The organism is Amycolatopsis sp. NPDC041971, from assembly GCF_055588925.1.
Genome location: NZ_JBVJCE010000006.1, coordinates 300,437 through 325,140, shown reverse-complemented (window position 1 = coordinate 325,140; position 24,704 = coordinate 300,437). Strand labels below are relative to the sequence as shown.

The 24,704-nt window shown below is 68.4% G+C and carries 16 protein-coding genes; 6 read left to right on the top strand and 10 right to left on the bottom strand.

The features are described from left to right. Positions 1-21 precede the first annotated feature (21 nt). On the bottom strand, positions 22-333 hold the full coding sequence (locus ACZ6DT_RS15885) for a MarR family winged helix-turn-helix transcriptional regulator (RefSeq protein WP_465594762.1): 312 nt from the start codon (positions 331-333) through the stop codon (positions 22-24). Between the two features lie 311 nt (positions 334-644). Here ACZ6DT_RS15885 and ACZ6DT_RS15880 point away from each other — a divergent pair, with 311 nt between their 5' ends. Then, positions 645-1,283, top strand: coding sequence for a DUF4360 domain-containing protein (locus ACZ6DT_RS15880; protein ID WP_465594759.1), 639 nt, complete (start codon positions 645-647; stop codon positions 1,281-1,283). A 276-nt stretch (positions 1,284-1,559) separates the two neighbouring features. Then, positions 1,560-2,204 (top strand): DUF4360 domain-containing protein, encoded by a 645-nt coding sequence (locus tag ACZ6DT_RS15875; protein ID WP_465594756.1) that lies wholly within the window; start codon positions 1,560-1,562, stop codon positions 2,202-2,204. A gap of 88 nt (positions 2,205-2,292) precedes the next feature. Here the strand turns inward: ACZ6DT_RS15875 and ACZ6DT_RS15870 are convergent, their stop codons facing one another. The 3 genes from ACZ6DT_RS15870 to ACZ6DT_RS15860 are packed head-to-tail and all read right to left on the bottom strand — an operon-like array spanning position 2,293 to position 7,638. Further along, entirely contained in the window at positions 2,293-4,377 is a 2,085-nt protein-coding gene (locus ACZ6DT_RS15870) for an FUSC family protein (RefSeq protein ID WP_465594753.1), read from the bottom strand. Then, entirely contained in the window at positions 4,374-7,445 is a 3,072-nt protein-coding gene (locus ACZ6DT_RS15865) for a GH92 family glycosyl hydrolase (protein WP_465594750.1), read from the bottom strand. The genes ACZ6DT_RS15870 and ACZ6DT_RS15865 overlap by 4 nt, the downstream gene beginning before the upstream one ends. Before the next feature lie 55 nt (positions 7,446-7,500). Next, positions 7,501-7,638, bottom strand: coding sequence for a hypothetical protein (locus ACZ6DT_RS15860; RefSeq protein WP_465594747.1), 138 nt, complete (start codon positions 7,636-7,638; stop codon positions 7,501-7,503). 59 nt (positions 7,639-7,697) lie between these two features. On the opposite strand from ACZ6DT_RS15860, the gene ACZ6DT_RS15855 reads away from it, so the two are divergent. Further along, positions 7,698-8,210, top strand: coding sequence for an MFS transporter (locus ACZ6DT_RS15855; RefSeq protein WP_465594744.1), 513 nt, complete (start codon positions 7,698-7,700; stop codon positions 8,208-8,210). A gap of 283 nt (positions 8,211-8,493) precedes the next feature. Here ACZ6DT_RS15855 and ACZ6DT_RS15850 read toward each other — a convergent pair whose 3' ends face one another. Together ACZ6DT_RS15850 and ACZ6DT_RS15845 are read right to left on the bottom strand one after the other, a co-directional pair. Continuing rightward, a complete protein-coding gene (locus ACZ6DT_RS15850) occupies positions 8,494-8,673 on the bottom strand; it encodes a hypothetical protein (RefSeq protein ID WP_465594741.1) in 180 nt (59 codons plus the stop codon). Between the two features lie 142 nt (positions 8,674-8,815). Then, the gene (locus ACZ6DT_RS15845; protein ID WP_465594738.1) at positions 8,816-13,108 is read right to left on the bottom strand and encodes a GH92 family glycosyl hydrolase; all 4,293 of its coding nucleotides are present in this window, start codon (positions 13,106-13,108) and stop codon (positions 8,816-8,818) included. Positions 13,109-13,333: 225 nt separating this feature from the next. Here ACZ6DT_RS15845 and ACZ6DT_RS15840 point away from each other — a divergent pair, with 225 nt between their 5' ends. After that, complete coding sequence (locus tag ACZ6DT_RS15840; RefSeq protein ID WP_465594735.1) at positions 13,334-14,977, top strand: tannase/feruloyl esterase family alpha/beta hydrolase; 1,644 nt, start codon at positions 13,334-13,336, stop codon at positions 14,975-14,977. Positions 14,978-15,472: 495 nt separating this feature from the next. On the opposite strand, the gene ACZ6DT_RS15835 is transcribed toward ACZ6DT_RS15840, so the two are convergent. The 4 genes from ACZ6DT_RS15835 to ACZ6DT_RS15820 all read right to left on the bottom strand — a co-directional run bounded on the left by ACZ6DT_RS15835 (position 15,473) and on the right by ACZ6DT_RS15820 (position 22,732). Further along, positions 15,473-16,135 (bottom strand): ABC transporter ATP-binding protein, encoded by a 663-nt coding sequence (locus ACZ6DT_RS15835; RefSeq protein WP_465594732.1) that lies wholly within the window; start codon positions 16,133-16,135, stop codon positions 15,473-15,475. Next, entirely contained in the window at positions 16,135-16,827 is a 693-nt protein-coding gene (locus tag ACZ6DT_RS15830; RefSeq protein ID WP_465594729.1) for an ABC transporter ATP-binding protein, read from the bottom strand. The genes ACZ6DT_RS15835 and ACZ6DT_RS15830 overlap by 1 nt, the downstream gene beginning before the upstream one ends. After that, the gene (locus ACZ6DT_RS15825; RefSeq protein WP_465594726.1) at positions 16,820-19,396 is read right to left on the bottom strand and encodes an FtsX-like permease family protein; all 2,577 of its coding nucleotides are present in this window, start codon (positions 19,394-19,396) and stop codon (positions 16,820-16,822) included. The genes ACZ6DT_RS15830 and ACZ6DT_RS15825 overlap by 8 nt, the downstream gene beginning before the upstream one ends. Positions 19,397-19,543: 147 nt before the next feature. Next, entirely contained in the window at positions 19,544-22,732 is a 3,189-nt protein-coding gene (locus ACZ6DT_RS15820; RefSeq protein WP_465594723.1) for a BTAD domain-containing putative transcriptional regulator, read from the bottom strand. An 83-nt stretch (positions 22,733-22,815) separates the two neighbouring features. Between ACZ6DT_RS15820 and ACZ6DT_RS15815 the strand changes: the two genes are divergently transcribed. Then, entirely contained in the window at positions 22,816-23,691 is an 876-nt protein-coding gene (locus tag ACZ6DT_RS15815; RefSeq protein WP_465594720.1) for an NAD(P)-dependent oxidoreductase, read from the top strand. 9 nt (positions 23,692-23,700) lie between these two features. Then, positions 23,701-24,561 carry an NAD(P)-dependent oxidoreductase gene (locus ACZ6DT_RS15810; RefSeq protein WP_465594717.1) on the top strand — a complete coding sequence of 287 codons (861 nt, stop codon included), beginning with the start codon at positions 23,701-23,703 and terminating at the stop codon, positions 24,559-24,561. Positions 24,562-24,704: the final 143 nt, after the last annotated feature.

Here is a 24,704-nt window from a genome sequence, read left to right as displayed (position 1 = left end):
ACATCGACTTGTACCGCGATGCTAGTCCTGTCCGGAGTTGTCGTTCGGGTGCGTCCAGTCACTGTCTTCTTGATCGATGCCGTTGTCCGTCGCTGAAGCCGGCGCGGATCCGCTTGTCGTGCGCGATCGTCGCCTTGGCCGGCCGGTAGGGACCGTTTCACCCTCGTCGGTGAGTTCGACGACATGCACGCGCCGGTTGTCCGGGGCACGCCGCCGAGTGATCCGGCCCGCGCTCTCCATGGCTTTGAGGTGGTGGGTGAGCGTGGCGCCCTGGATACCGACCGCGGCCGCGAGCTCCCGCTGGTCGGCCATGTGCCGGGTCCTGAGTGTCATTTCGTCGAAGGCGCGGAGGAAACTTCATGTGGAGTACGGAGATCGAGCCCGAAACCCGCGCTGTCTCTCCGGAATCGTCAACACCGAAACCGCGAAAGCATTTTTCATATCGTGCGAACCGAATGGTGTTTTCCGGGCCGAGTGGCGTTGTCATGTGCTCCGGAAAACGGTTACAGACCATAATTCCATTTCATGAACCGATTGCCGAGACGGATTTCGTCCGATCGGCGGGCGGCATCGTGAAGATCGTTTCGCTAACATGAGTCCGCCCAGTTCCCCGCCCCCGTGTGGAAGTTTTCGGGAAGGACCCCATGCTCAATGCAGTGGTTGCCGCCGTATCGCTTTTCTCGTCGATGATAACGCCGAACAGCATGTCGCCGCCGGTACCCCCGCCCGACCGGGTCGTCATCGACGTGGTCACCGTCAATGGTTCCGGCTGTCCGCCGGGTTCGTCGGCGGTCGCCGTCGCCAGGGACAACAGTTCCTTCACGGTCACCTACAGCGAATACACCGCCCAAGTCGGCGTCGGCGCGAAGCCCACCGACTTCAGGAAGAACTGCCAGCTGAACCTCAACATCCACATACCGCAGGGATTCACCTACGGTATCGCCAGCGCGGATTACCGCGGTTTCGCTTCGCTCGAATCCGGCGCCAAAGGGCTCCAGCGGGCGAATTACTACTTCCAGGGAAATTCGCCGACCGCGCAGGTGAGTCACCCCGTCAACGGGCCGGTGTCGGACAACTGGCAATTCCGTGACGAGGCCGAAGGTGGCGTCATCATCTACAAGCCGTGCGGTGAAGACCGGAATCTCAACGTGAACACGGAATTGAGGGTCGGCGCGGGTTCGTCGGATCCGAAGAAGACCACCAGTTTCATCACGATGGATTCGACCGACGGCGCGTTCAAGACCACCTACCACTTCTCGTGGAAGACCTGCCCGGCCTCCTGACCGTTCCACCAGGGTGACGGCCTGCTTCCCGGTCCGGAAGAAGGCCGTCCACCCCTGCCCGTTCAGGGCCTTGGCCGCTCTGAACGAGGACTCCGCAGCTCGTCGCCGCCCTGCCCGGTGGCGACGAGTCTTCTCGACGACTCCATTTTCGGCGGTCACCCCTGTGTCCGGTGACCGAATCCGTTTTCGTCCCGATCGGCGGGCGGCCGGGAAAGAACGTCTCGCTGACCTCGAATCCGCCCAGTTCCGCCGTGTGGAAGCTTTGGGAAGGATCCCATGCTCAACGTGCTGGTCGCTGCCGTGACCCTGTTGTCCTCGGTCGTCACGCCGAACGCCTGGGTGCCGCCGCCGTTGCCGTCCGACAAGATAGTCATCGACGTCGTGACGGTCAACGGAACCGGATGCAGACCGGGTACGGCGGCTGTTTCCGTGTCCCCGGACAACACCGCGTTCACGGTCACCTACAGCGAATACACCGCCCAGGTCGGGGTCGGCGCGAAGCCGACCGATCTGCGCAAGAACTGCCAGCTCAACCTCTATGTCCACGTGCCGCAGGGCTTCACCTACGGCATCGCGGGCACCGACTACCGCGGATTCGCCTCATTGGCCGCGGGAGCGACCGGACTGGAACGAGCCAACTACTACTTCCAGGGCAATTCCCCGACGTCGTTCGTGAACCACAACCTCAAAGGCCCGTTCGAGGACAACTGGCAGTTCACCGACGAGATCGAAGTCGGCGCCATTGTCTACAAACCCTGTGGTGAGGACCGGAACTTCAACATCAACACGGAATTGCGGGCCGCGGTCGGCACTTCCGATCCGAAGAAGACCACCAGCTTCGTCACGATGGACTCGACCGACGGCGCCATCAAGACCACCTACCACTTCTCCTGGAAGTCCTGTCCCAAACCGAAGAGCTGATCCCTGAAGCGGCGCCGGTGAGGCGGTGGCCGCGAGCCTCGTGGGTGGTGGGAACCGTCCCCACCACCCACGAGGCCGTCCACGCCACTCACTTCCCGGACGGCGCCGGATCCGTGGCCTCGACCCCGAACACGCGGCCCAGTGCGATCACCGTCTCGTCGAGATGCCCGAGACTGTTGAGTACCGAACGTGCCTGCGGATCGTCGATCCGGTCCGCCACCGGCGTACCGTCGTCCCGGACCAGCGTTCCGTGCCCCGAACCGCCGGGAGCGCCGATCGCCTTCCTCAGCACCGCGGTGTTCTCCCGGATCCGCCCGGTGTACAGCAGCAGTCGATCGGCCTCGTTGAGCAGCAGCCCTGGCTGTGCTCGCGCCGCGACGTGCCGGGCGCGGAAGGCGATCGTCTCCACCGTTGTGAGCACATGCCAGCCGTAGTCGCGGCGGCTGCTGAGATTCACCGGATGGGTGAGCGGCTCGATCGTCGTGCGGACTTTGTCCACCGCCCGGTCCAGATCCCGCGACTTCTCGATGACGCTCACGTTCTCCGCGCCGGACAACAGGCCCGCGGCCTTGTCGACGAACTCGTCCAGCTCTTCCAGCAACGCCGAGACGTCGTCCAGCATCACCGCCCGCGTGCGCACCGGCACGATCACCACCGCCGCCAGCACCCCGGCCGCCGCGCCGACGGCGGTCTCCGCGACCCGGATCCACAGCACCTCGATGCTGAACGTGCCCAGCAGGCTGTACAGCAAGCCGAGCATGCTGGTGATGAAGAACGCCATGATCACCTGCGACACCCGTGCCATGTAGACCATGCCGAACACGCACACCAGGATCAGCGCCAGCGTCGCCGGCACACTGCCCGACACGAGCAGCGTCAGCACCAGCCCGCCGACGATCCCGATCAGCGTGCCGCCGAGCCGCCGGACGCCCTTGACGAACGTCGCGCCCGCTGTGGACGAGCCGATGAACACCACGAACACCGTCAACACCGCCCAGTACCACCGCTGGCTCGACACCAGCTCCCCGCCGATCACGGCGAGCCCGCCGCCCACCACGGCCTGGATGGCGCTGCGCGTCTGGTTGTCGTAGGCGAACGCGGCCGATTTCCCCTCGTCCGGGTCTTCGGGATCGTCGGCCGTGTCGGAGACGTCGTGCTCGGCGACCCGCTGTGCCCGCACATCGGCCAGCGCGAGTTCGGCGAGCGCCCGGCGGACGCCGTCGCCGGGTGCGGCGTGTTCGTCGATCCGGCTGCCTTCCACCAGCATCTTGCTGAACTCTTCGGTCTCGCTGATCAGCGGCAGCTCGCGGGGATCGCGTTCGATCAGCGACCGGAACCGCCGCATCCGCGCGATCAGATCGTCCCGGACGTCCTCGTCGAGATCTTCGGCACAGGTGCGCTGCACCGTGATCGTCAGCCACTGCACCGCCAGTTCGACCTCGATGGCCCGGCGGCGGAGCCGGTTCGCCGATTCCGCGCCGGTCACCTCCGGCGCGGTGTCCTCGATGAGCAGCACGGATTCGTGCATGCGTGCGTTCGTCCTGCGGAGCCGTTTGCGGGTGCGCTCGCTGCCGCCCACGGCGAGGTGATCCTCCGCCGCCCGCACCACCGCGGCGAGCCTCGCCCGGAACGCCCGCCGGATCCGGAGGAACTCCGCGTCGGTGTCCCTGCGTACCAGGACGAACCGGACCACCGCGTTGGCCGCGATCCCGATGGTCAGCGCCAGCAGCAGCACCGGGACCTGCTTCAAATGCGTCTGCAGGAACATCGCGAAGAAGAACAGGAAGAACGACAGCGAGCCCAGCGCGATCCCGCGTGAACCGAACCGCTGGGCGTAGACCGCGACGAAGATCAGCAGCACGAACACGACGCTGTCCAGCGGCGGCACCGCCGCACCCACACTGGCCGCGGTGAGCGACGCCGCGCCGAGCACCAGTCCCAGTACCAGCGTCACCGCTTGTTTCCCCGGGGTCGCGTCGTTGACGGTGAAGGCGGAGGTCATCGCGGCGATCGCGGCGACGAGGGTGACCGTGAGCGGCTGGTGGAACGGCAGGATGGCCAGCACCGCGACGACGATGCTGAGGACAGCCGAAAGACCGAGCCGGAGCCGGACCAGGCCGGGATCGGAGGCGACCAGACGGTCGGTCGTGGCCTGGGTGATGCGGGTGATCATCGGGCGAGCAGCTCTCCTTGGGCGAGGGTGACCCGCCTGGCGGTGGACGAGGTGACGCGAAGACGGTATCGGGCGTGCCGTGCCGGCTCGGCGAGGGCGAACGGCCGTGTCTGACGGCGCCATGGGAACGTCTCGCCCTCACGCTGGTCCAGCAGCGTCCAGTGCTCGCCGTCGTCGGATCCCTCCAGCACCCACGAACGCGGATCACCTCGGCGGCTTCCCGAGGTCAGCGTGTACATGACGACGTCGCGAGAGGCGTCCTCGACGGGGAACTCGATGACAGGCTCGCGCCCGGGGAAGGTGATCTCGGTCTTGGTGGTGTCGTCGAACAGGGGGCCGTCGCCCGCCGTGATGTCCGTGAGCGGTCGCGGGTCGGCGGGCTCGACGGGGGAGCGGCCCCAGTCCGAGGGCCGTTCGCCCATCGTGAACTCCAGCACCGCGCCTTCGGCCAGCGCGGAATGCGGGAGCGTGGTGCTTTCGTGCGGCCGTCCGTCGATCGTCAGTCCTTGGACGTACACGGTGTCGTCGGTGTTGCCGGGTGCCTGGACCACCAGGTCCTTCCCGTTCTCGAGGTGGACGGTCGCCTTCGTGAACAGCGGCGCGCCGATCGTGTACTCGGGACTGCCCATCGCCAGCGGGTAGAACCCGAGCGCGCCGAAGACGTACCAAGCGGACATCTCGCCGTTGTCCTCGTCGCCCGGGTAGCCCTGGCCGAGGTCGCTCCCGACGTAGAGCCGCCGCAGGACCTCCCGCACGATCCGCTGTGTCTTCGAGGGCGCGCCCGCGTGGTTGTAGATCCAGGGAATATGGTGCGACGGCTGGTTGGAATGCCCGTACTGTCCCATCCGGACGTCGCGCGCCTCGGTCATCTCGTGGATCAGCCCACCGTAGGAACCCGGTTTGCGGCCGGTCTCCGGCGTCGCGAAGAACGTGTCCAGTTTGGACTCGAGCGCTTCCGCCCCGCCGTGCAGTGCCGCGAGCCCGGCGCCGTCGTGGGGAACTGAGAACGCGGTGTTCCAGGAGTTCGTCTCGGTGAAGTCGCCGCCCCACGCTTCGGGGTCGTAGCCCTCGGCGGGGAAGTGGCGGCTGCCGTCACGGTTGCGACCCTGGAAGAACCCGATCAGGTGGTCGAAGTGGTTCGCGTACTGCTGCGAGCGCTGCCGGAAGTACGCGGCGTCGTCGTCATGTCCGAGTGCCTCGGCGAAATTGGCCAGGCCGAAGTCGTTGACGCAGCCCTCCAACGCCCACGACAGGCCCTCGTGCACCGACGTCGGCGTGAAGCCGAGGAAGATCGACTCGTGCAGGCCCTTCCGGCCGACGCTCTGCCCGCGTGGCGTCGCCGTCGCGTTCTTCAACGCCGCTTCGTAAGCGGCCTCGACGTCGAACCCGCGCACACCCTTGAGATACGCGTCGGCGAACGCCACGTCGGAACTGGTGCCGGTCATGAGGTTGGCGTAGCCGGGGGAGGACCAGCGTGAGATCCAGCCGCCTTCGCGGTACTGCTGGACAAACCCGTCGATCATCCGCCCGCACCGGCCGGGGGTGAGCAGCGCGTACGCGGGCCATGTGGTGCGGTAGGTGTCCCAGAAGCCGTTGTTGACGTACATCTCGCCGTCCACGACCTTCGCGCCGGTCCTGGTGCGGGTGCTGGGCCAGAGACGGCGGATGACCGGGCTCGCGTGGCGGACACCTGTCGGGGTGTCCTCGTACGCGGTGTTCGGATACAGGAACAGGCGGTAGAGATTGGAGTAGAACGTGTCGCGCTGGTCCTCGGTCGCTCCCTCGATCTCGACCCGGCCCAGCACCTCGGCCCACTGCGCGCGTGCCCGCTCGCGCACCTGCTCGAAGGTCGTCCCGGCAGGGATCTCCTGGTCGAGGTTCCGTTTGGCCTGCGCGAGGCTGATCAGCGACGTCGCGATCCGCATCGTCACCTCGCCGGCCGCGAACTCCAGGAACCCGGTCACCGTGCGCCACGCCGGGCGCCGGATCCTCCCGCCGTTTTCGGCGGGGACGTCGAATTCGGCGTGGACGAACATCCGCCGCGCCCCGGCCGACAACCTGCTGCGCACCCAGGTGTGACCGGTGAGGACGCCGTTCGCCGCGTCGAGCCGCAGCCCTCCCCGGTTCCGGGCGTTGTCGAACAGCAGCCAGCCGCGGTCACCCGGGAAGGCGAACCGGAACAGCGCCGCGTGATCCGCCGGTGCGATGTCGGTGGTGATGCCGTTGGCGAACCGGACACCGTAGTGATACGGCCGGTCGATCTCGTCGTCGTGGGAGAACGCGAGTGCGCGGCGGGCCCGGTCCGCCTCGACCGGGCCTATCCCCGGCATCACCTGGAAGGTGTGCCGGTCGCCCATCCACGGACTCGGCTGATGCGACAGCGCGAACGCCTGCAGAGCCGGACGGTTCGCGGCGTCGTTGTGCCGGTGGTAGCTGTAGATCCAGTTGGTGGCGCTCGCGTCGGTGACCGGGGTCCAGAAGTTGAAGCCGTGCGGGACCGCGGTCGCGGGGAAGTTGTTGCCCCGCGAGAACTCGTCGCTGGAATGTGTGCCGCGGGTGGTGCGGACATGGTCGACCGGCTCACGGATCTCGATCGCGCGTTCGGCGATCCGGACGTCGTCCACCCAGCCCGCGCTCTCGCCGTCCGGTGGTTCGCTGACCAGGACGATCCGGGCGATCCGCCGTCCGGCGAACTCGCCAAGTCGGCGGCGCACGAGGTTCCACTGGTCCACGTACAGCGTCTTGTCCAGGCCTTGCCGGGCGGCGCTGAACCCGGCGGCCGTCCCGTCGGCGAACTCGACGTCCAAGGCCACGAAAGTGCCGCGGTAGTCGGCCCCCGCTTCAGGGAAGACCACATAGGACAGTTCGGTATCGCCGGTGACCTCGATGTCCACTTCGAACAGCGTGGCGCGCAGCGTGTTCTGGTAGCGGAGGGCGTGCGCGCCGGTGAACCCGACGTCGGTCTTCGCGGTCGGTGACGAGCGTGGTCCGGTGCCGACACGCAAGGCCGGATCCACCGGCTGCGGATCACCCGTTTCGAAGGAGGAGAAGAACCCGGTGATCGTCACCAGGCCACCGTAACTCGCACGCGTGAGCCCGGCTCGGTGTGCCGCATCCAGAGGACTAAACGCGTGAGGAGAGGAACTCCTCGAAGGTGCCCGCACCGGTCACGTTCTCCGGCGTCAGGTTGCCGCCCGCCCGGAACGCCCGAGCCGCCTTGCCCGGCAGCCACAGCGACACGATCGGCTTCCGGCGCCTCACCGCCCGCTGGTACGCCTCCGCCAGGTCACGGGCACTCCGCACCTCGGGGCCGCAAGATCATGCTCACCGGACTCGTACTGCTCGGTGCGGCGAGCCTGGCCACGATCTTCGTCACCGCCGCGTGGCAGCTCATCGCCGTCCGCGCCCTCATGGGTGTCGCGGCCGCGATGACGACACCGGGATCGCTCGCCCTCGCGTTCCGCCTGTTCGACGACGACGTGCTGCGTGTCCGCGCGACCACCCTGATCTCGACCGTCGGCTTGATCGGCCTCGCCGTCGGCTCCACTGTCGGCGGGCTCGCGCTAGCCGTCGCGCCATGGCAGGCACTGCTGCTGGTGAACGTGCCGGTCGCCGCGCTCGCGTTCTTCGGCGTCCGGGCCGGCATCCCCGCCGACGATCCCGCAGACCTGCCCCGTGTTCCGCTCGACGTCGCGGGCGCCGTACTCGGAACCGCGACGGTCGTCCTCGCGCTGCTCACACCCACACTGTTCGTCGAAGCAGGTGCCGCGTCGGCTTTGCCCTGGGCCGCCGCCGCGACCGCGCTCGTCGCCGGCATCCGCTGCTCGACCTGAAACTCGTCTCCCGCCCACTCGTGTCCAGTGGTCTGGCACTCGAAGGCGCTGCCTCGCTGGACCGCCGGGCTCGGCCACCTGGTGACACTGCACCTCCAGTTCGGTCTCGACTGGGCGCCGCCCAAGCCGCGATCGGGATGCTGCCTCCGGTAGTCGTGCTGATCGCCGGCGGCGCCCTCGTCACCCCGCTGATCGCTCGCGTCGGGCTCACCAAGGCCGCTTGGCTCAGCGCCTGCGCGGTCGTGTGCGGGCTCACCGTCTACACCGCGTTCGGCGGGCTCGGTTACGTCTGGATCGCCGTCGCTCTCGCCCTTGTCGCGGCGGGTATGCGCGTGGTCGGTGTCGTGGCGGGCACCAACGTCATGCGTGGCTTGCCCTCGAACCGGACGACCATCCGAGCCGCGCTCATCGACACCGCCGGCGAGGTCACGACCGGGATCGGCATCGCGTTGAGCGGCACCACCCTGGCACTGGTGTTCCCCGGCGCGCCGGCGGAGGCCCGGCGGACGGCCGAATCCTCCGCGGCCGCCGCCCCGAATAGACGTGAAGGCCCCCTTCATTGCGCCTGGCGCAATGAAGGGGGCCTTCACGTACTTATCGGAGGACTACAGCTTCGCGCACTGCCCGGCGGCCGGGCCGCGGACGGTGTTCTGCAGGTCGTAGTCCGTCGGAGCGGGGGAGTTGGCCGCGCACGCCAGAGGTCCGCCGATCGTGCTGGCGGTCAGCACCGGCCCCTTGTTGCCCGTCAACGCCACCGGTCCGCCGATCTCGGTCAGCTCGATCGAGACCGGCCCGGTCGTCCCGGTGATCGCCACCGGACCGTTCACCTTGGTCCGGTTCAGCACGATCTGCGCCGCACCGTTCGCGGTCAGCGGACCGGAGATCGTCCCGCCGCGCACGATCAGGCTCGCGCCCGCCGCCACCGAGACCGGACCGGACACCGTCGCACCGTCCACACAGGTCACCCCGCTCCGCACGGTCAGCGGGCCCTTGCGTTCGCCCGTGATCGTCTGCGTGCACGCCGCGTCGGGTTTGCCCAGCACCTCGAACTCCGACAACGACGCCTCCCCGCCCGTGGTCGTGGTGACCTCGAGCCGGTAGTAGGCGTAGTGCGCCGGATTCGCGATCTTGAACGCCTTCGTCTGCTGGCGCCACGAGAACTTCTGGTCGGTCCGCTGATCCGCGACCGCCCACGTCTTCCCGTCGTAGGAACCCTTCAGCACCCAGCTCTTCGCGTCGCCCGCGCCCTTCCCGGAAGTCAGCGTGTAGAACGAACCCGCCTCGTTCGTCGAGGGCACCTGGTACTGGATCGGCGCCTTGACCTTCGCCTCGGTCCGCGACGTGTTGTCGAAGAACGCGGCGTCCCCACCGGAGACCGGCTTGGTCAGGTCGTGCACCGGCGTCGGCACCGCGTCGCCCTTGGTGATCGACTTCGGCGCGTCGTCCGGGCCGGTACCCCACGAGGACGGGTTCGGGCCCATGTCGAAGTCGAGCGTCCCGCCTCCTCCGATCGTCGAATGCGCCAGCGACGTCGAGGTCTGCGCCTTGCCGTTCACCTTCAGACCCTGGACATAGACGTTCTTCGCGCTGTTCTTCGGCGCGTTGACCACGATCTTCTTGCCGCCCGGCAGGTTCACGGTCGCCTTGGTGAACAGCGGCGAACCGATCGCGTAATCCGAACTGCCGACCTGCAGCGGGTAGAAGCCCAGCATGCCGAACAGCCACCACGCCGACTGCTCACCGTTGTCCTCGTCGCCGCCGTAGCCTTGGCCCAGCTCACTGCCGACGTACAGCCGAGACAACGCCTCGCGGACCTTCGCTTGGGTCTTCGAGGGCTGACCCGCGTAGTCGTACATGTAGAGCGTGTGGTGGGCGGCCTGGTTGGAATGCGCGTACATGCCCATCCGCACGTCCCGCGCCTCGGTCATCTCGTGGATGACCCCGGGGTAGGTGCCGAACTTGAGACCCTGCTCGGGTTTGGCGAAGAACTCGTCCAATTTGGACGCCAGCCCCGCCTTGCCGCCGTAGAGGTTCGCCAGACCCTGTCCGTCCTGCGGAACCGAGAACCGCATGCCGTACGCGTTGGTCTCGGTGTAGTCGATACCCCAGACCTCCGGGTCGAACTCCTTCTTGCTCCGGGTGAACTTGCCCGCCGCGTCGCGGCCCTGGAAGAAGCCGACACTCGGGTCGAACACGTTCACGTACTGCGTGGCCCGCTCGGTGAAGTACCCGTAGTTGTCCAGATACTCCTGTTTGCGCGGGTCGTTCGCCGGGGCCTCGTCGTAGAGCTTCTTCGACATGTTCGCGATGGCGTTGTCGTTGACGTAGCCCTCGATCGCCCACGAGAACCCGTGGTCCGCGGTGTTCGGCGCGTATCCGAGGAACGTGCCCTCGTCGATGCCCTTGCGGCCGACGGCTCCGTTCGGCGGGGTCACCGTGGCGTTCTTGATCGCCGAGTCGTAGGCCGACTGGACGTCGAAACCCTTGACTCCCTTGAGGTAGGCGTCCGCGAAGGCGGCGTCCGAGCTCGTCCCGGTCATCAGATCCGCGTAACCGGGGGAGGACCAGCGCGAGATCCAGCCGCCGTCGCGGTACTGCTGCACGAAACCGTCCACCAGCTTACCGGTGGTGTCCGGACTGAGCAGCGAATACGCCGACCACACCGTGCGATAGGTGTCCCAGAATCCGTTGTTGACGAAGAACTCGCCGTCGACCAGTTTCGCCCCGGTCTGCGTCGGAGTGTCCTGACCGGTCTTCGGCGACACCGGGCTCGCGTACTTCTTCACCGGCTTCTCGACCGTGCCGACGTTCTCGAAGCCCGAGTTCGGGTACAGGAACAGGCGATACAGGTTGGAGTACAGCGTGATCAGCTGGTCCTTCGACGCGCCCTCGACCTCGACGACCTTGAGCTTGTCGTCCCATGCCTTCTGCGCGGTGTCGGCGACCGAACCGAGCGTCGCGTTCGGGGCGAGCTCCTGCTCCATGTTCTTCTTCGCCTGCTCGACGCTGATCAGCGAGGTCGCGATCCGCATGTTCACCGTCTTGTCGGCACCCGCGTCGAACTTCAGGTAGCCGAGGACGTTGTCCCGCTTCTGGTCACCCGAACCGGTCGACAGCTTCGAACCGGCGGTCACCGGCTTGTCGAAGGTGGCGTAGACGAACATCCGGGTCGCACCGGCGGACAGCCCGCTGCGCACGTCGCTGTACCCCGTGATCGCCCGGCCGGCCGGGTCGAGGGTGAGCCCGCCGTTGTTGTTGACGTTATCGAAGATCAGATTCGAGTCCGTACCGGGGAACTTGAACCGGTACAGCGCCGCGTGATCGGTCGGCGCGACCTCCGCCTTGATCCCGTTCTCGAAGTCGACGCCGTAGTAGTGCGCCCGCGCCGTCTCGTTCGAGTGCTTGAACGGCAGCTTCCGCGCCTCGCGGTCGGGATTCGGCACCCCGGACGCGGTCGAAGGCAGGAACTGGAACGTCTGCCGGTCCGCCATCCACGGACTCGGCGCGTGGCTCGCGGAGAACGCCTGCAGCGCCGGGAGGTTCTGCTCGTTGTTGCGCGAATGGTAGGAGTACATCCAGCTCAATGTGCCCGCGTCGGTCGTCGGGATCCAGAAGTTGAACCCGTGCGGCACCGCGGTCGCGGGCATGTTGTTGCCCCGTGAGAACGAGCCGTTCGACAGCGAGCCGCGCGTGGTCAGCACGTTGTCGGACGGGCGAAGGCTCGCCGGTGGCGTCGGCGTCGCCGAGACCTTGAGGTCGTCCAGCCAGCCCTGCAGCGAACCCGGCCCGTCGGCGTTGTCGTAGCCGACCAGGATCCGGTCGATCGTCTTGCCCTTCGCGACCACGCCGATCTGCGAGCGCACCAGGTTCCACTGGTTGGTGTAGAGCACCTTGCTCGCGCCCTGACCCTGCGGCGAGAGCCCGAAACCGTACTGGTCGACCGCGCCGAGCCGGCTCAGGTACGTGCCGTCGGTGAACGCCAGGTCCACCGCGACGTTCGTGCTCGGGTACTTGAGGTCACCGCGGATGAACTCCGGCTGCACCTTGTACGACAGCTCCGAGGTCGCCGCCACCGGGATGTCGACGTCGAAGATCTTGTTGTACGACCAGCCGTGCCCCTGAGCCTTGTGGCTGCCGGAGTAGCGGAACGCGCGCAGGCCGGTGAAGCCGACCCGGTTCTTGCTGGTGTAGCCGCTGCCGGGACCGCTGTCGGCGAAGCTGCGCATGTTCGGCAGCGCCGGCGGGGCCGGGTCCTCGTTGGCCAGCAACAGCTCCGAAAGCTGCATGATCGGACCGCCGTTGTTCTTGGTGACGTCGAGCCGGAAATACTTGTACGCGGCACTCGCGGCCGCGAGGCGGTACTCCTTCGTCTGGAACGGCTCGCTGAACTTCTGCCCGGTCTGCCTGTCCAGCTCCGTCCAGCTCTGGCCGTCGGCGGAACCCTGCAGCGTCCAGTCCTGCGGGTTGCGGTTGTCGAAGTCGTTCGCCGAGGACAGCGCGTACCGCGTGATCGACGTCGGCTCGGACAGGGTGACCTGCGCCCAGCCGGTCGGTGTCCAGGCCAGCCATTTGGTGTCGGTCGAGCCGTCGACGAGGTTCGACACCCCCTCGTTGGGGGTGTTCTCGCTGATGGCGGAGGTCTCGGTGACCTTGCCGCGGATGTCACCCGGGATGGTGGTGGCGTTCGCGCCGTCGACACCGAAGGTCTTCGGTTTGCCCGACGGGTCGATGTCGACGGTGTCGCTCCACGTCGGCTCCGGCTCGCCCGGCTCGAACGAGGAGTAGAAGTCCGATGGGGCCTCTGTGGCGGTGGCGGTGGCGGGGAGGGCTACCAGCCCGGACGCCACGACCGTGGCACTCAGAAGGCTGCAGACCCAAGGTCTGACGCTTCGGGGCATCGTTGCACCAATGCTTTCTCGCGGGGGCATGCGGTGCGCCGCACAGGCGGGGGACCGGGGGCGCCAAGAGAGAAGAACTCGGTTGTGACATCGATGTCAAGACACCCGGACAAACCTGGCCCGAACTGGACAACGCGGATGCCTCGAAACCTGGTGGACAACGGACGGGAGCGAGGCCAGGGTGGACGAGCCAACTGAAGGCGATCCGGAAACTGGGGTGGGGAAATGCGGCGGTTGTCCATGCTCGGCGTGGCAGCGCTCATCACGGCAGGCTCGATACTCACGGCTCCGGCGGCCACCGCCGGCGAAACGACCTTCCGCCCGGTGCGCACCTGCGCCGAACTGGTGCGGACCTACGACCTTCCCGGGGCGGTCACGCACGTCAAGACCGCGACCGTGGTGCCGGCGACGGCGACCGAACCGGAGAACTGCGACGTCAGCGGCTACGTCGAACCGGCGGTGAAGTTCCAGCTCCGGCTGCCGACCAAGACCTACGCGGGCCGGTACCTGCAATTCGGGTGCGGCGGGTTCTGCGGCGTGGTCAACACGCCGCCGTTCGCCGATTGCGGCCTCCCGCACGGCGGCGACGTCGCGGTCGCGGCCACCGACGACGGTCACGTCGGCAAGACCCCTTCGGTGGTCGACGACGGCAAGTGGGCCGAGAACGACCAGGCCGCCCGCGACGACTTCGCGTTCCGTGCGCCGCACGTGGTGTCGAAGGCGTCCAAGCGGCTGATCACGGCGTTCTACGGCGCTCCGCCGAAGAAGTCCTACTTCAGCGGCTGCTCCGACGGCGGCCGCGAGGCGCTCCTGCTGGCCCAGCGCTACCCGCACGACTTCGACGGCATCGTCGCCGGCGCTCCCGCCGGATACTGGGGCCCGCTGCTCGGCGTCTACCAGACCTGGCTCGCGAAGGTGAACACCGGCGCCGACGGCAAGCCGATCCTGACCGCCGGCAAACTCCCGGCCCTGCACGCCGCCGCACTGTCCACTTGCGACAAGTCCGACGGCCTCGGCGACGGTGCCATCGACGACCCGCGCACCTGCCGCTTCGACCCGGCCACGATCGCCTGCCCGCCGGGCACCGACAACGCCGGCTGCCTCACCGCGGCGCAGGTCGCGGCCACCAAGAAGATCTACGCGCCGCCGACCGACGAACGCGGCCGCAAACTGTACCCGGGCGGCCAGACCATCGGCTCCGAACTCTCCTGGTACGGCTGGATCATCCCGTCCCCGGAAACCGGCGGCGCCCCCTTCGCGCAGGCACTCGCCGACAACTACCTGAAGTACATGGCCTACCCGATCGGGACACCGAATTCGTCGGTCGAGAAGTTCGCCTTCACAGCACGCGAATTCGACCGGCTGACCCCGGAAGGCATCCGCTCCAACGCGATGTCGACGGACCTTCGCGAATTCCGCCGCGCGGGCGGGAAACTGGTGATCTGGCACGGCTGGGCCGACCAGGCGATCCCGGCCGCGGGCACCATCGACTACTACCAGCGGCTCACCCGCGCCAACGGCGGCCCCGCCGCGACGAAGAGCTGGGCGCGACTGTTCATGGTGCCCGGCCTGTACCACTGCGCGACCGGCGACAAGCTGACCGAGTACGACCCGCTGAAGGAACTGGTCTCCTGGGTCGAACGCGGCACCGCACCGGACCGGACCGTCGCCACCGGCCGCGACGCCGACGGCAAGGTCTTCCGCACCCGGCCGGTGTTCCCGTACCCGCTGCAGGCCAAGTACGACGGCACCGGAAGCGTCGACGACGCCGCGAACTTCGTGCCGGTCCCGCCTTCGCGGCCTTCGCAGGACGTCGTGAACTGGGCCGGGAACGACCTGTACAGGAAGGCGGGTCCTGTCGCTCCCTAAAGGCGTCAGCCAAGGCTCAGTGACAGCACCGGTCCGTGAAGGCCTCCTTGCCTACCCTGAAGGTCAGGGTTCCGGCAAAGTCGCATAGCCGCTGGTCGGTGACGCTTTTGGTGATTCGAACCGGACTTCCGACGGGCGGATGACAGGGTGCTTTGAGCGTCAAGTGTCCACAAAGGGGATTATCCGGCCACTGAATGTCCATTTGATGAGTTTATGTACGTTTTTCGACTGGGGGTCGTGAGTGAAATTTAGGGCTAGAACCCTCTTTTTCACTCACGACCCGGTCGAAAAACGCCCTAATCGGGCACTGCAGCCTCGCAGGCGTCCTTTGTGGACAGTTGAGAAAGATGTCAGGCGACTGTGACGAGCCCGCCTCTGTCACCGCAACACCCACTTGCCCAGCGGTTATGCGACTTTGCCGAGGCCCTGACCCTGAAGGTAGTGAAGGAGGCCTTCACGGACCACACACCTGACCCGGCACCGCCCAATGGCGAGTCAGGAAAGAACGCCGTCCAGCAGGCGGACCCGCCGGTCGGCGATCCGGTGCACGTCGTCGTCGTGGGTCGCCACGATGACCGCGGCGCCCTCCTCGGCGCACCGCCGCAACAACCGGAGCACGCGCGGTGTGCTCCCGGCGTCCAGATGCGCTGTCGGCTCGTCGGTGAGCAGGACCCGCGGCCGCCCGCTGACCGCCCTGGCGAGCGCGACCCGCTGCTGCTGCCCGAACGAGACCTCGAGCGGGTAGCGGTCGCCGAGTTCACCGATCCCGAGTTCCTCCAGCAGCCCCGAAACCCGCGCGTGGATATCCTTCGCGCTGGGTTTGGGGACGTCGGAGCGGAGCCGCAAAGGCAGCGCCACGTTCTCCGCGATCGTCAGTTCGTTCGCGAGGCCGAGTGCCTGCGGCAGGACGGCGCAGGTGTGCCACGGCGGCGCGCCCGCTATCGGGACGCCGTCCAGCAGAACACTGCCGGAATCGGGCGAGTCGAAGCCGCACAGCAGCGCCAGCAGCGCGCTCTTGCCGGAACCGGACCGGCCGGACACGGTGACCAGTTCGCCCGCGGCCACGCGCAGTTCGAGTCCGCGCAGCACTTCGACGTCCCCGCTGGGGTGGGGGAACCGGCGGCGCAACCCGACGGCCTCGAGGGCGGGTTCCGCCATCACGGCACGACCTCCCGTTCTTCGACTCTTTCCAGTCTGCCCTTGTGCATCCGCGCGACCCGGCTGCCGAGGTCGATGAGCCGGTCGTCGTGCGAGGCGACGATGACGGCGAAATCCTGACCCGCCAGGTACTTCAGGGTGTCGAGCACCCGGTCGGCGGATCCTTCGTCCAGTTGGGACGTCGGTTCGTCGGCGAGGACGACGGTCGAGCGGCGAGCCAGGGTGCAGCCGAACGCGAGGCGCTGCTGTTGCCCGCCCGACAGCGCGGAGATCCGCCAGCTGCCGGTCCCGCCGAGACCCAGCCGATCGAGGATGTCGTCGGGCAGGCATTCCGTCCCGGCCGATTCCGCCGCCGCGCGGAGATTGTCGGCGACGCTCAGGTACGCGAGCAGGTTGTCGGTCGGGTTCTGGAACACCAGGCCGAGGTGGTCCCGCCGCAGCGTCCGCCGGTCGCGATGCCGCAGTTTGCCGGTTTCGGTGCCCTGGAAGGAGATCGTGCCCCGCACGGGCTGCTCGAACAGGCCGAGCGTCCGCAGCAGGGTGGACTTGCCGGAGCCGGACGGCCCCGCCAGCACGGTGATCCCGCGTCCGGGGATGTCGATGGTGACGTCGTCGATGCCGGTGACCGTGCCCGCCGGCGTCTGGTAGTCGACGCCGAGCCCGCGCAGCCGGAAGATGGGTTTCTCAGGCACGGATCAACTCCGCGGTCCGGGCGGTGCGCACCGAGCGCATCGCGATCCAGCCCGCCAGCGCCACGACGAGCACACCGACGGCGAGCACGGTCAAAGCGAGCGGGGTCGGGTCGGGCAGCGCCGACTGCGGCGGGAGGAAGGTCGCCGGATCGAAGCGCGGCACCGAGAGCCCCGCGACCGAGACACCGCAGACGACACCGATGACCACGGCGAGCCCACTGAGCGCGCCCAGTTCCATCAGATGGCTCGCCAGCAGGGCACGCGGCCGCATCCCCATCCGCAGCACCAGCGCCCCGGCCAGCGCGTTCTGGCGTCGGCGGACTTCGACCGCGACCAGCAGCGACAGCACCGCCACCACCCCGAGCACGGCACCGAGCAGGGCCATGAACGAGAACGTCCAGGACACGACGTAGAACGGGAGCGCGTCGAGTGCGGACTCGCGGGTGACGCGGTTGACCGCCGTCGCCACCCCGACGGAGCTCAGCGCCTCGGTCACCTGGGTCATCGACGAACTGGACAGCACACTCCACTTGGGGACGGCGCGCAGCTGCGCGCCGCCGAGCGATTCCCGGGAGATCACGTATCCGGCCTTGGTGCCGATGATCGGGAACATCGGCAGTTCGCCGACCGCCCTGGCGTCGCCGAGGCCGGCGGGCAGCGCGGTCTTCTGGGCGGCGTCGTTCCCGATCCTGATCGCCGGGACACCGGCACCGGGACTCGACAGGCCGCCCAGCAACCGGTCGACCTCGGCGCCGACGAGCGGGCCGAGCGTGGCGACGCGCCGGAAGGTCCGCGGGTCCACGACCAGCACGACATTGCCGGTGCCGGTCAGCTCGCCGACGATCGTGGTCGTGTCACCGACCGAGGCGGGCAGCCGGACCTGTCCGGTACCGACGACGCTTTCGGTGTCGACCCTCGTCTCGGCCCCGACGAAGATGGCCGATTTCGTTTGCAGCGCTTCTTCCTGGCCGCGGGCGATGCCGATCCCGGTCGCCAGTGTCCCGATGGCCAGCGTGCCGATCACGAGGACGCCGGTGACCGGCGCGCGGGCACTGGCGAGCCGCCGGATGGCCAGTTGCAGCGCCGGCCGGGACCACAGCCGCGCGCGATGTGACGCGTGCAGGGCGAGCCACGCCAGCCGTGCGGCGATGAGCCCGACGGTGAGCACGACGAACACCGGGTACGTGAGCGCCAGCGGGTCGACCTGGGGGAGCGGGTTACCGATCCGGGAGCCCTTGCCGTAGTCGACGAGCCGGTTCCAGCCGATCAGGGCGACCCCGGCGGTGATCAGCTCCCACGGGAAGAACGCCAGGATCTTCACCCTCCGGCGACGCCCAGAACGGACGCGGCCGAGCTCGAACTCCCGGTGGGTCCGGACGGAGATCACCCCGGCGAGCAGTGCGAGTGAGACGAGCAGGATGGCGGCCGCGACGAGCGACCCCCACAGCATCGCCCCGTCGCCCAGTCCCCCTGGTGGTCCGTACACCCCGACCAACAGCCGGGCGAAGACGGCGCCCGCCGCTCCGCCGGCGACGATGGGAAGCCCGAGTTCGGCGACCGCGAGCAGGCCGAGCGCACCCGGGCCGCTGCCGCGGGCGGACAGCAACCTCAACTGCGGGTGCCGCCGCTGGTACCACTGCAACGCGACAGTGCCGATCCCCGCGCAGCCGACCAGGATGCTGATGGCCGCGAGCGGCAGGATCGAGATCAGGACATTGGATTCGGCCTGGTTGCTGATCTCCACCGAACGTTCGAACGGTAGCGAGCCGACGATAGCGTCGTCGAGGCCCCGTGCGCCCAGATCCGCCTTGACGGCGGCGATGAGGGCCTTCGAACGTTCCTGCAGGTCCTCGGCCTCGCTCACGGTCTTGGGAGGAGTCTCGTAGAACGACAGGTGCAGCGTCTTGATCACCGGGATGCCCAGCGCGCGGACCGTGTCGTCGAAGGTCTTCCCGTCGGTGGCGAACATGACCGAGTCGAGCGGGTCGTTGGCGAGCCTGCTGACGACGGCGTTCCGCTGCTGCGAGCACCACCAGCGCGGCGCCGGATCGGCGAGGTCGCGGTACAGCCCGGTCACCGGGGGCAGCGGCGTGCCGCGGATGCTCGGCGTGGTCCCGGTTTTGATCCCTTCGGCCCCGGCGACGACGGTGCCGAGCCAGAACCCGGCGCTCGCCGACCCGTCAGCCAGGTCGAGATGGCCCGGGAGAGCCTGGTCCCGGTGGGCGAGGACGACCTTGTAGTTGGGATCGCCGTTGAACTCGGTGCCGGTGAGGTACGGCGTGTACCGGGAGGTGACCGGCGCGGAGAAACCGTGCGCCGGGGCGTTGCGGCGGACCGAGTCGGCGACCTGGGGAGCGACCGCGGCGGGGACGTTGTCCTTGCTGAAGACGGGGCCGTAGTAGTCAGGGCACGCGATACCGGACTGGTACGTGACCGCGGCGCCGCCCGCCGCCGAGGCCTGCAGGACGGCGGCGGTGCCGAGGAAACAGGCCAGTAAGGCGGTCACCGCGGCGATGATCAAAGTCAGGGGACTGGTCAGTGCCGCCCTCGGAGCCGCCCGCCACGGCATTGTCACCCTGGGCCCGCCGGGAGCCCCCCACCTCACCCGCATGGATACGCACGCTACCGGTCGGGACGCTTGGGCGACAGAAAGAAATCACCGTTTGTTGCTGACGTGAAGTAAGGCCTGGTCCATTGCGGTGATTCGGGTGCCTGCCTACTGACTGTCGGTCACCAAGTGATCGATCGGGGTCGTCTCGCCCACCGCGTGCGCCTCCGAGAATGTGGTTTCTCCTAGCGCGGCGATGACGGCACCGGTGATCCTGTCGACGTCGCCGCGTTCCGCCTTCGGCAGGGGAGCGCCCACTGATCGCCGCGAAGCCGCCGCGGCGCCCAGCAGCCGCGCGGCCTGGTGATGCGAGCCGGCTGCCGCTTCCGCCCCGGCCAGGCCTTCCAGACCGAGGGCGATCGCGCGGGGATCCTCGCTGTGACGAGCGATCGCGAGACCGTCCCGCTGGAGCCGCTTCGCTTTCGCCGTGTCTCCGCGTTGCTCGGCGATGAACCCGAGTTCGGCGAGGGTGAGGGTGCTGCCCGCTTCGGACTCCACGCGGCGATGCCAGTCCAATATGGACAGCAGCCGCTGTTCGGCCGCCTCGAACAGCCCCTGACGTCGCTCGCCGAGCGCGAGCCCTGTCTCGGCGTAGACCTCGCCGGGTTTGAAGCTGTGTTCGACGGCCAGCGCCCTGGCCCGCTCATGGAACTCCTTCGCCCCCTCGAAGTCGCCCGTGAGCAGTGCCGTCCGGCCCAGCCAGGACAGTTTGTAGGCGACCTCCGGCCACAGCTCCAGTTCCTCCGCGCGGCGAAGGCTTTCTCGATGGACGCGGGCGGCGTGGTCGTAATCCCCGGCTATCGACGCCAGCATGCCGACGACGAACGACGCTTGAAGCCAGCCCCAGCGTTCACCGAGGCTGTCGAAGATCCCCGCGCTCTGAGCGGCGATCCGGCCGGCTCCGGTGAGGTCACCACCGGCGATGAGGTGGGACGCCCTGTCGCTCAGCGCGGCCGCGGCGCTCCAGTCGTCACCGATGTCGCGGGCGGTTTCCAGCGCGCCGAGGGTGAGCTTCTCCGCCCGGCACAGGTCGCCGACCGTGGACCACGCGTAGCCGAGGAACCACAGCGTCCGCGCCCGTGCGAGCGGATCGGCGATACGCCACGCGGCCTCCTCCGCCGCGCCCTCGGTGCAGGTGCCGTCGAGGACGGCGATCCCGGTGCACCAGCCGAGAGCCTGCGCGTACTCGTCGCCGGAGTCGATCTCCGTGTCGAGTACCAGGTTCAGCGAGCGACGGGCCTCGGTGAGCCGCCCGCGGAGGAACCAGAACCACGCCGTCGCGTTCACCAGCCGCAACGCGAGCCGGTGTTCCCCTTGCCGCAGCAGCGTTTCCAACGCGCGCCGGGTGTTGGCACCTTCGGCGTCCAGCCTGTCGAGCCAGCGCCGCTGCTCCTTTCCGCGCAGCCCGGTGTCACCGCGTTCGGCCAGCTCGACGTGGAAACGGGCATGCCGCAAGGACAGTTCGTCGAGTTCGCCTGCCCGTTCGGCGTGTTCCAAGGCGTACGCCGAAACGGACTCCAGCAACCGGAACCTCGGCTCGCCGGATCTGCCCGGCCTGCTGACCACGAGCGACCTGTCGACGAGCCGGGACACCAGATCCATGACGTCGTCGGCGGCGATCTCACCGCCCGCGCAAACCGACTCGGCCGCGTCGAGGCCGCAGCCTTCGGCATGGACGGCGAGCCTGCGCAGCACGATCTGCTCGGGCTCGCTCAGCAGGCTCCAGCTCCAGTCGATCATCGCGCGGAGAGTCTGCTGGCGGCGCGGCCCGCCCCGCCTGCCCGAGGACAGCAGGCCGAACCGGTCGTCGAGGCGGGCGAGGAGTTCGTGCACGCCGAGCGTCCGGACCCGGGTGGCGGCGAGTTCGAGTGCCAGCGGGATCCCGTCGAGCGTGCGGCAGATCCGGGTGACGACGGCAGCGTTCCCGGCGTCCAGCGCGAACCCCGGCGCGGCCGCCGCGGCACGGGCGGTGAAGAGTCGGACCGCGCTCGATTCCCGCACGGCGGCGAAATCCGCCTGCTCTGGCAGTTCGAGCGGCGGCACCGCCCAGACGTTCTCCCCGGGCAGCCCGAGCGGTTCCTGGCTGGTGGCGAGGACACGCAGCCGGGGTGCCGCCGCGAGCAACCGTTCCACCAGGGCCGCGACCGGTTCGACGACCTGTTCGCAGTTGTCCAGGACGAGCAGGATCTCCTTGTCCCGCAAGGCGTCGGCCAGCGCCTGCGTGACCGACTTCGCCGACGTGGCCTCCTCACGGAGGTCCAGCACGGCCGTCAGGACGACGGCGACGAGGTCCTCCGGCGGGCACGTCGGGCACTCGACGTTGTCCAGGCCCGCGAGCTCGACGAGCCAGGTGCCGTCGGCCATCGCGAGCTTCGAGGCGGCCTCGATGGCGAGCCTGGTCTTGCCCACGCCACCGGGGCCGGTGAGGGTGACCAGCCGCGCGTCGGTGACGAGCGCTCCGACCTCCTTGACCGCCGTCGTGCGGCCGATCAGTTCGGTGAGTGACTCCGGCAGGTTCCCGCGCACCGGCTCGGCGGCGCGGACAGGCTCGAGATCCGGACTGCGGGTGAGAATCGCCTGGTGCAGGGCCGCGAGGTCCGGCCCCGGTTCGAGACCGGACTCGTCACGCAGACGAGCACGGAGCTCGGCGTAGGCCTCCAGCGCTTCACTGTGCCGCCCGGCCGCGTACAAGGCGCGCATCAGCAGACCGCGGAGCCGCTCTCGCAACGGATGCCGCGAGACCAAAGCCGCCAGTTCCCCGGTGAGGAGGCCGTGTTCGCCGAGCGCGAGCCGGGCTTCGGCTCTGTCCTCTTCGGCGAGCAGCCTTTCTTCCTCCAGCCGCTGTGCCGTGGCCACGGCGAAGAGTTCGTCCTCGAATCCGGCGTACGCGGGACCTCGCCACAAGGCCAGCGCGTCCGCCAGCAGCGCGGCACGCGCGCGCGGATCGACGGTGTCACGGGCGCGGGCGGTGAGCGCCCGGAACCGGTGGACGTCCAGGTCACCGGCCTCGACGGTGAGGACGTACCCGGCGGGTTGATGAGTCACGGCCTCCCTGGCGCCCGGCTCGGCCCGATCCAGCGTGCGGCGCAGCTGGGAGACCTTGGTCTGCAGGGTGTTGCCCGGATTGCCCGGCGGATGCTCGCCCCACAGATCGTCCGTCAACGACGGCACCGACGCCGCCCTGCCCTCCCGGCTCAGCAGCGCGGCGAGCAGGAGGCGGACCTTGGCCTCGGGCACGACGACGGGCTCGCCCGCGGTCGTCCACACGGCGAGTGGTCCCAGCACTCCGAAACGCACGAAACCGACGTTAGCGCGGACCACCGACAAGATCGTGCGTGGACCCGCAGCGATCCGTGCGCGGGCGGCGTCACGGTGGTCCCATGAGCGAACACGGCAAGACCCCGGTGACGGTACTGGGGCTGGGCGCGATGGGAACCGCGCTCGTAGAGGCACTACTGACCGCGGGACATCCGGTCACCGCGTGGAACCGGACCGCGAGCCGCGCCGAGGCGGTGGCGGCGAAGGGAGCTTCGGTCGCTTCGACCATCTCAGAGGCCCTCGCGGCGAACAACATCGTGATCGCCTGCCTGCTCGACTACGACTCGGTGCACGAGGTCCTCGACCCGGTCGCGGCCGGGCTCGACGGACGGCGGCTGATCAACCTCACCAACGGCACCCCCGGCCAGGCACGTGAAATGGCCGCCTGGGCCGAAGAACTGGGCGCGGAGTACCTGGACGGCGGGATCATGGCGGTCCCGCCGATGATCGGCACTCCCGCGGCGTTCATCTTCTACAGCGGATCGGGCACCGTCTTCGGCCACGCCCGCACCGCGCTCGACACCCTCGGCGGCGCCAACTACCTCGGCGCCGACCCCGGGTTGGCGCCGTTGCACGACATCGCGCTGCTCAGCGGGATGTACGGGTACTTCATCGGCGTCATCCAGGCGTACGCGCTCGTCGGCTCGGCGGGGGTCAAGGCGCGGGAATTCGCGCCGCTGCTCCGCGGCTGGATCGACGCGATGAGCGGCTTCCTGGAGCGCGCGGCCGAACAGATCGACGACGGCGACTACCTGACCGACGTCGTGTCGAACATCGGGATGCAGGCCGCCGCCTACCCGAACCTGGCGCAGACGGCGGAGGACCAGGGCATCAGCGCCGAGTTGCTCACGTCGCTCCAGCCGCTGATGGACAAACGAGTCGCCGACGGACACGGCGCCGAAGACCTCATCGGCGTCATCGAACTCCTCAAGAAGTAAGGAAACACAATGATCACACTGATCGGGCTCGGCCCGATGGGACAGGCCATGGTCCGGGTACTCCTGGAGAACGGCCACGGAGTGACGGTCTGGAACCGCACCGCCGCCCGCGCGGACGGCGTCGTCGCCGCGGGTGCGGTGCGCGCCGGGACACCGGCGGACGCGGTGGCGGCGTCGGAGCTGGTGCTGCTGAGTCTCACCGACTACGCGGCGATGTACGACATTCTCGGCAAGGCCGAGGATGCTTTGGCGGGCAAGGTGATCGTCAACCTCAGCTCGGACACCCCGGAAAAGACCCGCGAAGCCGCCGACTGGGTCAAGGCCCGCGGCGGGCAGTTCATCACGGGTGGCGTGATGGTGCCGGCTCCGCTGGTGGGCAAGGAGGAGGCGTACGTCTTCTACAGCGGTCCCACCGACGTGTTCGAGAAGTACCGGGAGGTCCTGGCGCTGATCGGACGGCCGGACTTCCTCGGCGAAGACGTCCGGCTGGCGCAGCTGTTCTACCAGGCGCAGCTGGACATCTTCCTGAACTCGCTTTCGGTGTTCCTGCACGCGAGTGCGCTCATCCGCTCGGCCGGGGTGCCGATTGCGAAGTTCCTCCCGTACGCCAAGGAAAACTTCGCGATGATGGGCTTCTATCTGGACACCACGGTGGAGCAGATCGAGAAGGGTGAGCACCCCGGCGACGAGGCCTCCGTGACGATGATGGGCGCGTCAGCCGACCACATCGTGCAGGCGAGCCGGGACGCCGGGATCGACGTCGTCCTGCCGGAGGCGATCAAGTCGCACTACGACCGGGCGATCGCCGCGGGACACGGGAGCAGCTCGTGGACCAGCCTTTACGAGATCATCAAGGAAGGACGCGAGTAGCCGCCTGATCGCGGGGCAATGCGAGCCCCGCGTTCCGTGAAGGCCTCCTTGAGGGACTCTGGGTCCCTCAAGGAGGCCTTCACGGAACTTCACGGGTTCATGGCGTAGGCGCCCGAGAGGTCCCGCACCAGCGACCACACGTG